This window comes from Exiguobacterium sp. s35 (genome assembly GCF_018617535.1).
GTDB classification, from domain to species: Bacteria; Bacillota; Bacilli; order Exiguobacteriales; family Exiguobacteriaceae; genus Exiguobacterium; species Exiguobacterium aestuarii.
The window spans coordinates 34,466-46,342 of sequence record NZ_JACSKI010000002.1 but is presented as its reverse complement, the minus strand read 5'-3'; the positions used below and the strand labels follow the sequence as shown (position 1 = coordinate 46,342).

At 47.4% G+C, this 11,877-nt stretch carries 15 protein-coding genes; 2 read left to right on the top strand and 13 right to left on the bottom strand.

What is annotated here, in order from left to right; genetic code table 11:
* The first annotated feature begins 35 nt into the window (after positions 1 to 35).
* Positions 36 to 668 carry an HNH endonuclease family protein gene (locus KNO75_RS10675; protein ID WP_214821886.1) on the top strand — a complete coding sequence of 211 codons (633 nt, stop codon included), beginning with the start codon at positions 36 to 38 and terminating at the stop codon, positions 666 to 668.
* Between the two features lie 19 nt (positions 669 to 687).
* Entirely contained in the window at positions 688 to 930 is a 243-nt protein-coding gene (locus KNO75_RS10670) for a hypothetical protein (RefSeq protein ID WP_214821883.1), read from the top strand.
* Positions 931 to 1,158: 228 nt separating this feature from the next.
* Here KNO75_RS10670 and KNO75_RS10665 read toward each other — a convergent pair whose 3' ends face one another.
* From KNO75_RS10665 to KNO75_RS10605, 13 genes are all read right to left on the bottom strand, one after another.
* Positions 1,159 to 1,830 (bottom strand): DUF3600 domain-containing protein, encoded by a 672-nt coding sequence (locus KNO75_RS10665; protein ID WP_214821880.1) that lies wholly within the window; start codon positions 1,828 to 1,830, stop codon positions 1,159 to 1,161.
* Positions 1,820 to 2,341: a sigma-70 family RNA polymerase sigma factor gene (locus KNO75_RS10660; protein ID WP_214821877.1), complete on the bottom strand. Its 522-nt coding sequence runs from the start codon at positions 2,339 to 2,341 to the stop codon at positions 1,820 to 1,822. Before KNO75_RS10660 ends, KNO75_RS10665 begins: the two co-directional genes overlap by 11 nt.
* Positions 2,342 to 2,459: 118 nt before the next feature.
* Positions 2,460 to 2,936 (bottom strand): peptide-methionine (S)-S-oxide reductase, encoded by a 477-nt coding sequence (locus tag KNO75_RS10655; RefSeq protein WP_214822028.1) that lies wholly within the window; start codon positions 2,934 to 2,936, stop codon positions 2,460 to 2,462.
* A 338-nt stretch (positions 2,937 to 3,274) separates the two neighbouring features.
* Positions 3,275 to 4,189 (bottom strand): hypothetical protein, encoded by a 915-nt coding sequence (locus tag KNO75_RS10650; protein ID WP_214821874.1) that lies wholly within the window; start codon positions 4,187 to 4,189, stop codon positions 3,275 to 3,277.
* Between the two features lie 21 nt (positions 4,190 to 4,210).
* Complete coding sequence (locus KNO75_RS10645; protein WP_214821871.1) at positions 4,211 to 5,662, bottom strand: MBOAT family O-acyltransferase; 1,452 nt, start codon at positions 5,660 to 5,662, stop codon at positions 4,211 to 4,213.
* Between the two features lie 49 nt (positions 5,663 to 5,711).
* Positions 5,712 to 7,118: an AMP-binding protein gene (locus KNO75_RS10640; protein WP_214821868.1), complete on the bottom strand. Its 1,407-nt coding sequence runs from the start codon at positions 7,116 to 7,118 to the stop codon at positions 5,712 to 5,714.
* The gene (locus KNO75_RS10635; protein ID WP_214795803.1) at positions 7,115 to 7,360 is read right to left on the bottom strand and encodes an acyl carrier protein; all 246 of its coding nucleotides are present in this window, start codon (positions 7,358 to 7,360) and stop codon (positions 7,115 to 7,117) included. The genes KNO75_RS10640 and KNO75_RS10635 overlap by 4 nt, the downstream gene beginning before the upstream one ends.
* Positions 7,361 to 7,531: 171 nt before the next feature.
* The gene (locus tag KNO75_RS10630; protein WP_214821865.1) at positions 7,532 to 8,086 is read right to left on the bottom strand and encodes a GNAT family N-acetyltransferase; all 555 of its coding nucleotides are present in this window, start codon (positions 8,084 to 8,086) and stop codon (positions 7,532 to 7,534) included.
* Between the two features lie 84 nt (positions 8,087 to 8,170).
* Positions 8,171 to 8,932 (bottom strand): hypothetical protein, encoded by a 762-nt coding sequence (locus KNO75_RS10625; protein WP_214821862.1) that lies wholly within the window; start codon positions 8,930 to 8,932, stop codon positions 8,171 to 8,173.
* 72 nt (positions 8,933 to 9,004) lie between these two features.
* Complete coding sequence (rlmH, locus tag KNO75_RS10620) at positions 9,005 to 9,484, bottom strand: 23S rRNA (pseudouridine(1915)-N(3))-methyltransferase RlmH (protein WP_015880244.1); 480 nt, start codon at positions 9,482 to 9,484, stop codon at positions 9,005 to 9,007.
* An 83-nt stretch (positions 9,485 to 9,567) separates the two neighbouring features.
* Positions 9,568 to 9,729: a CxxH/CxxC protein gene (locus KNO75_RS10615; protein ID WP_214789962.1), complete on the bottom strand. Its 162-nt coding sequence runs from the start codon at positions 9,727 to 9,729 to the stop codon at positions 9,568 to 9,570.
* A gap of 37 nt (positions 9,730 to 9,766) precedes the next feature.
* On the bottom strand, positions 9,767 to 11,026 hold the full coding sequence (locus tag KNO75_RS10610; RefSeq protein WP_214821859.1) for a S1C family serine protease: 1,260 nt from the start codon (positions 11,024 to 11,026) through the stop codon (positions 9,767 to 9,769).
* A gap of 51 nt (positions 11,027 to 11,077) precedes the next feature.
* Positions 11,078 to 11,869: an MBL fold metallo-hydrolase gene (locus tag KNO75_RS10605; protein WP_214818155.1), complete on the bottom strand. Its 792-nt coding sequence runs from the start codon at positions 11,867 to 11,869 to the stop codon at positions 11,078 to 11,080.
* Positions 11,870 to 11,877: the final 8 nt, after the last annotated feature.

Genomic DNA, 11,877 nt, shown 5'->3' with positions numbered 1-11,877 from the left:
AGTGTTCATTCCAAATACATAGTAGGAGGCTTTATATGTTGAAGAAACTCATATCTGTCGCACTCGTCACATTGCTTGTTTGGGTGGCCGCGTCATTTGACGCCACACCGGTATCTGCTTTCCCGCCGAACATTCCATCGAAAGCGGATGCGCTCACGAAACTGAATGCACTTACTGTCAAAAATGAAGGGTCAATGACGGGGTATAGTCGTGACCTCTTCCCGCACTGGTCGAGTCAAGGAAGTGGTTGTAACACGCGTCACATCGTCTTGAAACGGGACGCTGACTCGGTCGTCGACGAATGTCCGGTAACGACCGGCTCATGGTACAGTTACTATGACGGTTTGACGTTCACGTCGGCATCTGACATTGATATCGACCACGTCGTCCCGCTCGCCGAAGCGTGGCGTTCTGGCGCAAGTAGCTGGACGACGACAAAACGTCAAAGCTTTGCGAACGACTTGAACGGTCCTCAGTTGATTGCGGTCTCCGCTTCATCGAACCGCTCAAAAGGAGACCAAGATCCGTCGACATGGCAACCACCTCGCACCGGTGCTCGCTGTGCGTATGCGAAGATGTGGGTCGAGACGAAAAGTCGTTGGGGCTTGAGCCTTCAATCTTCAGAGAAGTCAGCACTCACGACAGCCATCAACGCTTGTATTTATTAAGTTAGAAAAGGAGTCATTCATGAACAAACTTACTTCCACCTTTAAGGCAACCCACGGTGTCATGACGGAAGAAGTCGGGGTCATCAGTGGCGAGTTGGAATTGACGACTGCGTGTCAGGAAGATGGTTCCTTGACACTCCACATCACGTACGTCGGAGCAAGAGATGTGTATACGCTCCCGGGGAGTCCATATCAACTGCATGACCCGAACGATCATGACGTCATCCATCAGATGCTCGTGAACATCCTCGAGCGGACGTAAAAAAGAAGGAGTCCATCACTCGAGTTGAGGGATGGACTCCTTCTTTTACTTTTTCATCATTTTCATAATGGATCGGACGACAAGATATGTCACACCGAAGACGAACGCCACTAAAAGAAGACTCGCACCACCAATGATTCCGAATGTGAACATGTTTGTACCTCTTTTTCATTTTCTGAGTTAGAACATGATGAAGATAACATATTTTCCCATTCTTATGAACCTTGACTAGTTTTGTTGTTGCTTCCGATCGACCTCTCGAATAATCGTGAGTGCCTCTTCATAAGACTGTCGCAATTCATCTGGCATGTCTTCGACGTACTCCCCAGCACGTACCCGAATCGACTCTTCTTGCATGAGTGCTTCGATGTACGCGTCATATTCGTCAGCAGTCAACACATCACGTGCAGCAGGCTGATCGTTCAATTGATCGAAATATGGCTGAAGATCAGCGAGGGCTTGCTTCACTTCAGCTCGCTCCGCCTTCGGAATTGCTTCATAATCGACATTTCCGTTCGTATTTCCATAGGCGATTCTCGTATCCGTGAAGACACTCAGCCCTCGCTTGAACTCTTCATATTCTGCCTCACCCAATACCCCTTTCGCTTGATTCAATTTGGCGTCCAATAACAAATATTTCTCTAAAGTAGCGCTGACGATATGTACTTTCATCTCGTCAAACGAACCGTATAACTCATCTGCCAAGAGGGATTGATAAGCGAATGCACCTGTCGGAATAAGGAGTGCCGCTGCGATTCCGGCAGTTATCAACCGCCTGCGGATAAACCCTGGTTCTCGGCGCATCTCTTCTTTCGCTCGCTTCACACCTTTTCGCCCCCGCTCACGCAGTTCACTTGGGATTTCGATGTCCGCTAACATCCGTTTCATCTCATGATCCATAGCAATCGGCCTCCTTCCACTCACGTCTCAATTTATCGACGGCCCGATACAAGGTTGTCTTTACCGTACCAATCGGCCATTCCAATAAGTCTGAGATTTGTTGAAACGTATAATCCTGGTAATATTTCAATACGACCACACTGCGTTCGTCCTCATGCAAGGACTCCATCATGTCAGCGAGTGTCATCGTCATCGCAAGATCTGCTTGTTCACTCCCGAACGCCTCTTCCACATCTGCATTCAAGTGAATCACGTTCTGTCTTTTTTTCATCACGTCGAGCGCACAGTTGATGGTGATCTTCATCAGCCACGTCTTCAAAAATTGTGGTTCCCGTAACGTCCTGATCATTTTAAATGCTTGATAGGCGACTTCTTGTACGACATCGAGTGCATCGTCCGGATTTTTGACGTATACGTAGGCCATCCGATATAGGTCAGCCTCGTAATGCTGAAAGATTTTTAAGAACGCTTGATCATTGCCTCGTTGCGCTTTTTGAATGAGACGTTTCATCGAACGTCCCCCCTTTTCGTTTTTTCCCTTACACTCATTAGACATGAAACGCATGCATTTGGCTTTACTCATTTGGGAAAAAATGAAAAAAGCATCTCAAAAGAGACGCCTTTGTTGATTAAACGTTCTGATATTTCATTAACAAGTCTTTCGGGATGTGACAATAATCATCCGGACAACGCGTCAATCGGTCCTGATGCTCGTCCGCACTCCGCACATAGTTGGTGAGCGGTTTGACTTCAACAGCGATCCGTTCCGCATCCGAGCGTCGATCGATAAACGCTTGCGCCTCCATCAAGTGCCGTGACTCCTCACTGTATACGCCCGTACGATACTTCTCCCCGACATCGATTCCTTGTTGATTGACGCTATATGGGTCGATGATTTCAAATAAATATTGCATCAATTCATCTACCTTCACACACTCTGGATCAAACGTTGTTTTGACACATTCGACGTATCCGTCATACTCTCCGTCTAACATATCGGTCGTTCCGTTCGCGCGTCCCGCTTCGGTTGAGAAAACGCCAGGTAACGTCTTCACGAATTCCTGGACACCCCATAGGCATCCGCCGGCTAAATAGATCGTTTCGATGTGAATCACTCCCCGTCTATTTGAATCTTTTCTAAAAGCATACACGTAATGATGAGAGAAGGGAGAGATTCGATTGAATAAACAACGTTTTCTCACCACATTGACCAGCTCCATCATCCTCTTTGTTGCCATGACCTTTATTTTTCGCAACGACTTTTCTTTATTCACTGAAATGGCAATCATCTTTTTAGCGGTCGTCTTCGGTCAAACCATCCTCAACGACTATTTCGACGATTTGCGGAGCAACGGGTATCGAATAAGACGGTATTCGTCTCGTTTCTGTCGATGCTAGTGATATTATGGACGTTCGCGGGTATCCTTTTTGATTGAATACGAAATCATTTTTCTTGAACATATCCCAATCGCTTCAAATCTTCATAAACGAGCGAAGACAACAGCGTCCGCCCATCACCGTTCAAATGGTCTGGGTTATGGAAGAACGACTGCTTGTGAATAAATCGTTCATCCCCCATGTAATTGAGGTAAGGTACATCTAAATCAAGCTTCTCTAGATGCTGAAACACGAGACGTTCCATGACTTCTTCATTAAAATACGTATGATATGACGCATGTACCGGCTCCATCGCTAGAACAACGCGATATCCTTTTTGCTCACAATAGTCGATGATGTCTTTTAAATGCGTCATGTTCTTTTCAATCTCATGATTGTTCACAGCATTCTCATATTGGGCAGCCACTTCCTCATACTTACGCTCGGAATAGTTCAGTCCGCCATTCTCCCATGGCTTGTGCGCATCAAATCGAAAATCGCGGATTTCCCGGGAAATGGCAGCGTAAGCACTGCCACTATTCAGTGCGGGGAACTGTTCATGCGTATAATATTGAAACAGGCTGACCGGCTCGATGTCTTCACGGTCCAAGACGCGATAGTAATTTGCCTTCCGACCGACATCTGAGTTGCTGAATGTGATCTGAGATAAAGAGACAATCACGACCCCATCAGGTTTCAGGTGTTCATCGTATTCTCTCAACATCTTTAAGTCATATTCAATCGGTTGACTCGGTAACGCCAAGTCGAGATGCGACAATCCGGTCGGTTCAAAATAATACCCATACATCGCATGAGACGTGCCCAAATTGATGATATCGACAGGATGGGGGTCTTCCTTGAAGGCAAGGACGGCCCGATTGTTATTGTACTCCCACGAGTCTTTCACGAACTCGTTGACGGGAATAAAGATGGCGATAATCACGAGTAACACGACGATGATTTTAATTCCTAAACGCTTCATGCTAATTCCTTTCCGTACATCTTAAAACCCACCGTATACAAATCCTTGGCCCGACACGCCAAACAAGAAGGCCGAGACAATCAAGAACAAGTTGATGGCCACGCTCGTCACGGCAGACTGACGTGCCATCCAATCCCAAGCCGAACCTTTCGTCCGTTCAATATGTTGGAATAAGTGAACGACGACAAAGACGACGAGGAAGATAATCAAATCGAGTAACGAGAACATTTGAATCGCCTGCACCATGCCTGACGGTGCCCATGAAGAAGGCGTCACGTACAATTTGGCATGCGAGAACGCCTCTGCCATCGAATGCGATTGAAAGAAGACGCGCGAGAAGCAGACGAGCTGGAACGTGATGGCGATTTTCCACCATCGATGTAGGGTCGGCACGCGGTCAAACCCGACCAACGATGCCATTTTTTCGCGCTGCTGTTTCGTATGGTCTCCGAACACACGATAGATTCCATGAATGAGTCCCCATAAGACAAAGTTCCATGCGGCACCGTGCCAAATTCCACTCACTAAAAACGTTGCGAGGATAGCGCCGTAAATTTGTTCGCGCTTCTTCTTCCCTTTCGCGAGCGGCATGAAAATATAATCCCGTAACCACATCGAGAGTGTGATGTGCCAACGATTCCAGAAGTCGGCAATCGATAAGGCGAAGTGTGGCTGCTTGAAGTTTTCCGATAGCCGAATCCCGAGCAATCTTGCACAACCGATCGCGATATCACTGCACGCCGAGAAATCAGCGAACAATTGAATCGAGAACAGCATCGTCGCGAGGACGATCTCTGAACCGGTCGGGTCCGGGCTATTGAACACACTTGCGACAATCGGAGCCAATCGGTCAGCAATCAACGTCTTCTTGAAGAATCCCCAAATGATACGCTGAATCCCATAGCTGATATTGTCGTAATCGAGATGTTGCTCCGTCTTCAGTTGCGGAAGCAGCTTTTTCGCCCGCTCAATCGGCCCCGCCACGAGTTGCGGGAAGAAGGCGAAATAGACCGAGAAATAGCCGTAATGACGCTCTGCTTTTTGCTTCCCTCGCGAAACGTCCACGACGTAACTGATGGCTTGGAACGTATAGAACGAGATGGCCAACGGCAACACGATTTCTTTATAAGGGACATCATAATCAAATCCGCTCCATGCGGCGAACGAACGGAGCGAATCATTGACGAAATTAAAATATTTGAACCATCCGAGGAAGAAGACGAGAACGGAGACACCGACCCACATGAGCCGTTTCTTCTGCTCTTTCTTCTCCTGCTTCTCAATCAGAATCCCAATCACATAGGTGAAAGTGGTACTGACCAACAGGAGCGGGATGAATTGGACGCTCAACGTGGCGTAAAAAACATAGCTCGCCAAGAGGAGGAGCATCCATCGGAAACGATGTGGGACCACGTAGTACGTTCCGACAATGATTGTTAAAAATAAGAGAAATTCAATCGAAATAAAAGTCATATTTACCACCTGATGTTATGAAACTTGACGATGTACCGATTCCTGACAATCAGGTGGTCACAAGTTCTCGCTTCGGCAATGCGGCATAACGAATCTTTCCGAACGAATTGCGTGGAATCTCATCAATCTGCATTACTCGAACACCTTTCACCTTGATTTGTTCTTTGATGATTTTTTTAATGCGTGCGACGTCATCTTGTAGCGTATACACGTATAGTTGGTCGTCTTCTCCGGCACAGACGCAGTCATGTCCGTGCTCTCGAAGGAGAACCTCGACTTCGTCTAAGCTGATTCGACTCCCATATAGTTTAATCATGCGCTTGATTCGGCCGACGATGAAGAAATACCCATCCTCATCGCGGTACGCCATGTCACCCGTGCGCAAGACACCTTGATGGTCGTCACCTTTCGCAAGGTCGGTCAACGAGGTCGCGTATCCGAACGACACGTTGTCGCCTTGATACACCAATTCGCCCGTCACGTTCGCATCTTTGATGTCGTTTCCGGCCTCGTCTCGTAGTGAGAGTGCTCCACCTGGGATGGCGATTCCGATACTCCCCGCTTTTTCCGCATGCATCCGATCCGGTAAATATGACATCCGGGCCGTTGCTTCCGTCTGACCGTACATGATGAAAAATTGTATCCCTTTTTCTTCACACACCGTCGCGAAGTGCTGTGCGAGCTTCGAATCTAACTTCCCACCAGCTTGCGTCAACTTCTTCAAACTAGGAAGGTCATACGTCTCAAATTTCAATCGTTTCAACATCTCGTAATGAAACGGGACCCCACCGAACGTCGTCGCCTGCTCGGTACGACATAACTCCCAAAACTCTTTTTGAACGATTGAGCAATCTGTCAGAATGATGGTCGCCCCTTTCAACAGATGACTGTTAATGATGGAGAGCCCATATGAATAGTTCATCGGAAGGGTCGTGATCGGTTTATCCGTTTGATCGATGTCGAGATAGTCGATGATCGATGTGGCGTTCGCTGATAGATTCTTATAAGTGAGGCGGACAAATTTCGGACTTCCGGTACTCCCTGAAGTCGTCAACAGAAGGGCCAATTCATCATGAAGTTCATGGTGAACTGGTGCTCCTGTTTCAAACAAGGCGTAGCCGCCGTAACCGTAGTAAGCATTCAACGAGTTCGCCAAATCGTCTCTCGATTCCGGTGCCCATACGTGGGTCGGTCGATACCGTTCCATCAACTTCTGTAATTGCTCGGCTGGGATGTCCGCGTCCAACAAGACGGGTACGACGCGTCCCCGAAGGAAACCGACATACCCGAAGAGCGACTCCACCCGGTTGGCACACAAACAGAAGACGAGCGATCGTTCGCCGACTTCCTGACTAATCGCGTCGCCAACCTCTAACATCTCACCGTAAGTGTAAGAACGGTCCGCATAGACCGCCTCACGATCCGTGTACTGCTCGAGTGTTTGAAAAAGTGTCATGATTTAATGTCCACACCGAGGCGCTGCAGCAACGCGATGCCAGACTGATACGAATGGAACTCCGTCATTTCATCCGAGTCGATATAGACGTCAAACGCATCCTCGATTTCTGCGATGAGCGTCATGTGTCCAATCGAATCCCATTCCGTCGACTCTCCGAGCTTCATGTCCTCGAGAACCACATCGTCCTCTAATTCCAATCCGTTTTTAAATGCCATGTTATATGCTTCAAGCGTGCTCATTGTATTCATCCTTTCACGTTCACTCCAACGGTTCGATTTCATCTATTATTATTGACTGATAATGATAATCATTTGCCTTGTGATTCTATCACAATTTTTCGAAATCGGTCAATTCTTCATAGGAGAAAAAACTTGGAGTTGAGCGATTTATGCATGAAAAAGACCACATCGTTACGATGTGGTCTCAGGAGACGATAAGACATATTCAAGTTGCAGATCGAGTGGTTCTTCTTCATAGATTTCTGGCACGATCTCTTTGGCTAATGTGCATCCCATCGCTTCATAGAAATGATACGTATCCACGGCCGGGTTCGCCCCGATGTAGAGTTTCTTCGCACCTCGATCGACCGCTGCCTGACAGACCTGTTCAAATAACACTTTACCAATCCCCTGTCCACGATTAGGACGACTCACATGAATAAATCCCAAATTCAAATACTGGGCTTCCGTTCCGAGCGGTTGTCCGTTCAGTCCAGCAAATCCAAGTAGCGTCTCGCCCTTTTGGATTGCCACAACAACTCCGCCACGATCGATGTAGTAGTTGAGAATCTCAACGACCTGTTGTTTTTTCGCATTATCCCATTCATCGATATAATGCTCATCTTTTTGATAAAGTTGACCGCTCGGATCTACAGCATAGATGCGATGCGTTTCCTGAAAACGTTCAAAGGTTGTTAGAAAATCGGGAGCGATTCGTTCTGTTAGGAAGTTGATGGTGTAGTTCATGTTTGGCTGCAGCTCCATTTCCTTGATTGAGAATATTACAGTCCGATGCAAAGTCCATCGATTTGATGACTCCTACTGTCCAATCTAGTTTTTACTTAAATTCATCTCATCTATGAATGCATTGAGGCTCTTCCAAGATAACAATGTGTAAGGTGGTTCCGTATCACTCGTTACAGGAAAACCTTCAGCAATGAGACTAGACCGCTTGATGAATGAATCCCTTTTTCCAGACTGATACACGGCAATTTTTCGAGGCATGTCCTCATCGTCATCATAAGGTTCTGTCTTTAATCTCAATGTACTGATTTCCTCTAATGAAGGAATTTCTTTTCCCTGCCAATCGTATATCTCAAAAATTGGGTACCGATCACGTGTCCACTGCTCAATAATATCAATCACTTTTAACAGGATATATTCGGAAGAGTTCATTTGGAAACTGACAATGTCTCCTGATTTAAACGTCGTATCCGCTACAAAGCGTTTAGGAATCTTTTTAGCCAGGGGCTGAGACTGATTCAATTGATGTTTTAACTTAAGAAGAACGGCCTCTCTTTTCTTCTTTAACTTTAAATCATCGTTCCAATTTTCTAGCTCGATTCCACTGTCAATAATCTCTAAAGCATTTTGTTTTACGTGATCTTGTAATCGTCCTAGCTTCCATTGAATAAGTGAAAAGGAAAGCCAAAAAAGTGTCATTTCTTCAGCATCTAATTCATCTACGTACTCTTGAATGACCTTTTCACTCGCTTGTTCATTCGAATAGCCGTCCCCTAGTAAATCTTTGTATATAAACCGAATATCTTCGGCAAGATCATTCGATAAAATCGCTACTCCCCAAACACCCATATGATTCAACTCCTAAAAAAAGTCATCTAGAACAAGTATAAAACAATGTTCTACATAACTCTTTGAAAATATTTATTTATGATACGGTTCATTCCGATTGATCCGATACGCCCGATAAATCTGTTCACACAATACGAGTTTCATGAGTTGATGCGGGAACGTCATCTTCGAGAACGAAATTGTATCGTCCGCTCGTTTCATCACATCGTCCGACAGACCGAGCGATCCTCCGATGACGAAGGCGATTTTACTCTTGCCATACGTCGCGAGTTGATCGAGTTCACGAGCGAACTCTTCACTCGTCCGCTGCTTCCCTTTGATCGCCAAGGCGATGACGTGCGTGTCCGGGGATATCTTCGCCAAAATTCGCTCGCCTTCCTTTTGTTTTACTAGTAACATATCTGCCTCACTCAAATGCTCGGGTGCTTTTTCGTCTGAGACCTCGATTTCCTGCACTTTTGCGTAGGCAGAGAGCCGTTTTGTATACTCGGCAATTCCTTGCTTTAAATATTTTTCTTTCAGTTTGCCGACCGTGATAATTGAAATATTCATCCAATTCTTCCTTTTTCCACAGTTTTTTTGGAGTTATCCATAGGGTTATCCACAGAGTTATCCACAAATCCACATGTTGATAATTAGTTTTTGCTTGACACAACATATGTTGCATCGGCTTCACAGAACTCACATGTCACGTGTTCACTTGTGGATAATTCCTCTAACAACGGGTACTCCCCTGTTTCATCCACAATGATGTCTAAAGCGATTTCAACATGTTCCTTGCATACTTTTTTTTCCACAGTTTTTCCTCCTTAAAAAAGAAGCGTTGCCGCTTCTTTAAGTTGCTTCAGTTAAAGTCGCCTCGGTTTCTCTCGTTTCCCCGCGACGTAAATACTCAATCGTAATCGTATCACCGACCGTCGCATCTCGATAGAGCGCATCGCGTAAATCGACGTATCGTTTAATCTCCCGATCTCCGATTTGCGTGATGATATCACCGACGCGGAGTCCCGCATCTTCAGCCGGACTACCTGGTGTCACCTCTTCGACGAAGACACCATCTTCTTGATCGAATGAGATGCCGTATTCTTCCCGGACGTTACCGGGTACGGCAATGACTTCTTGAATCGTGACCCCGAGCTGGGCCCGTGTCACTTTGCCGTCACGCTCTAACATGTCAATGACCGGTAGCGCCACGTTCACCGGAATCGAGAAGCCGACCCCTTCCACGCTCGCTTCGGCGATTTTCATCGAATTGATCCCGACGAGCTCCCCACGAACATTGATAAGGGCACCGCCCGAATTTCCTGGGTTGATCGCTGCGTCGGTCTGGATGACTTCTGCGTTGTAATCCATCAAGCCGTCGCTATTCGTATCGACCGGCACCGTCCGTTCGACACCACTGACGATACCACGGGTGACCGAGTTTGAGAAGACACCGAGCGGATTTCCGATGGCCATGACGGTCTCACCGGCCTGTAGCACGGTGGAATCGCCAAGCACGATCGGTTTCGCATCGATATTGTCCGGCAGCTCGACTTCCGCGACCGCCAAATCATTGAGCGGGTCCTCACCTAAAATGGTCGCTGACGCAATCTGACCGTCGGAGAAGGCGATATTGATTTCATCCGCCTCTTCGATGACGTGGAAGTTCGTGACGATATACGCCGTGTTCCCTTCGACTTTATAAATGACGCCAGAGCCTGCGCCCGCCTCCCACTGCGAGTCTGAGGTGAAGGCACGCTGGATGTTCGTAATGCTGACGACGGACGTCTTCGCCCCGAGGACAGCGGTCGTGACGTCAGATTCGGTGACGGTCACGGCTTGCTCGGTCCGGGTCAGTTCGTTCGTCACAAAACGAGAGGTCGGCGAATCCCAGAGCATCACTGTGACAAAAAACAAAGCCGCTCCTAAGAATCCGCCAACCCCTCCGAGTAACAACGGTTTTATATTCGGTCTCGGCTTGTGGCGTACGTGCTCCTCTTGCTTCGGACGCCATTCACTCCGAGACGGATACGTCGGTTTTTCTTCTGTTGCTTCGTGTGCTTCAGGTTCGACGTCTTGAGGTTCATACTCATGGTGTCTCTCTTCGTTCACGACGCGTCCCCCCTTCAAGACAGTGTGATAACTGTCTTTTCCCAAGTTTCCTTATAAAGAAACGAGCGAAGTGGGGATTGTCGGGTCCGTATCGCACAATTTGATACGACCTAAGTCGACGTCTCGCATGCCGAGTGTTTGCGAGACGCTCATTTGCGCGAGCTCTTTCATGTTGTTGTCCTTGCTTAAGTGCGCCAAGTAAATCCGTTTCGTCCGGTCACCGATGACCTCGCTCATCGCAATCGCCGCATCCTCATTCGAGACATGCCCATAATCTCCAAGGATCCGTCGTTTGACGCTCCACGGATAACGCCCCATCTGGAGCATCGAGACATCATGGTTCGACTCGAAGATGAAGTCGTCGGCCCCACGGATGACCCCTTTCATGCGGTCCGAGACGTAACCAGTGTCCGTGATGTGGGCCAAACGTTTCCCATCGTGGGCAAACTGATAAAACATCGGGTCTGCTGCATCGTGACTCACGTTGAACGTCTCGATTTCAATATCACCGAACTGCTTCACGTCCCCTACCTCGATATGAAACTTCAAAGCCGGGTCAATCTTTCCGATGAGTGATTCCATCGCTTCCCACGTCTTCGCATTCGCATAAATCGGTAAGTTATACTTTCGTGCTAATATCCCTACACCTTTAATATGGTCGGAGTGCTCATGGGTGACGAGCAGTGCATCGATCCCATCAAACGACCGACCGATGGCTTCGATGCGTTGTTGCATCGCTTTCCCGGTCAATCCGGCATCGACGAGCAGCTTCGTCCGTTCCGTCTCGATATAGAGGGCGTTCCCAGTCGATCCGCTCGCTAACACACTATACTGTAAACTCACACCATCAC

What these genes read in the sequence shown, in the direction of transcription:
- KNO75_RS10675 (WP_214821886.1), top strand. Translation starts at nt 36, where the DNA reads ATGTTGAAGAAACTCATATCTGTCGCACTCGTCACATTGCTTGTTTGG.
- KNO75_RS10670 (WP_214821883.1), top strand. Translation starts at nt 688, where the DNA reads ATGAACAAACTTACTTCCACCTTTAAGGCAACCCACGGTGTCATGACG.
- KNO75_RS10665 (WP_214821880.1), bottom strand. Translation starts at nt 1,830, where the DNA reads ATGGATCATGAGATGAAACGGATGTTAGCGGACATCGAAATCCCAAGT.
- KNO75_RS10660 (WP_214821877.1), bottom strand. Translation starts at nt 2,341, where the DNA reads ATGAAACGTCTCATTCAAAAAGCGCAACGAGGCAATGATCAAGCGTTC.
- KNO75_RS10650 (WP_214821874.1), bottom strand. Translation starts at nt 4,189, where the DNA reads ATGAAGCGTTTAGGAATTAAAATCATCGTCGTGTTACTCGTGATTATC.
- KNO75_RS10645 (WP_214821871.1), bottom strand. Translation starts at nt 5,662, where the DNA reads ATGACTTTTATTTCGATTGAATTTCTCTTATTTTTAACAATCATTGTC.
- KNO75_RS10640 (WP_214821868.1), bottom strand. Translation starts at nt 7,118, where the DNA reads ATGACACTTTTTCAAACACTCGAGCAGTACACGGATCGTGAGGCGGTC.
- KNO75_RS10635 (WP_214795803.1), bottom strand. Translation starts at nt 7,360, where the DNA reads ATGAGCACGCTTGAAGCATATAACATGGCATTTAAAAACGGATTGGAA.
- KNO75_RS10630 (WP_214821865.1), bottom strand. Translation starts at nt 8,086, where the DNA reads ATGAACTACACCATCAACTTCCTAACAGAACGAATCGCTCCCGATTTT.
- KNO75_RS10625 (WP_214821862.1), bottom strand. Translation starts at nt 8,932, where the DNA reads ATGGGTGTTTGGGGAGTAGCGATTTTATCGAATGATCTTGCCGAAGAT.
- rlmH (WP_015880244.1), bottom strand. Translation starts at nt 9,484, where the DNA reads ATGAATATTTCAATTATCACGGTCGGCAAACTGAAAGAAAAATATTTA.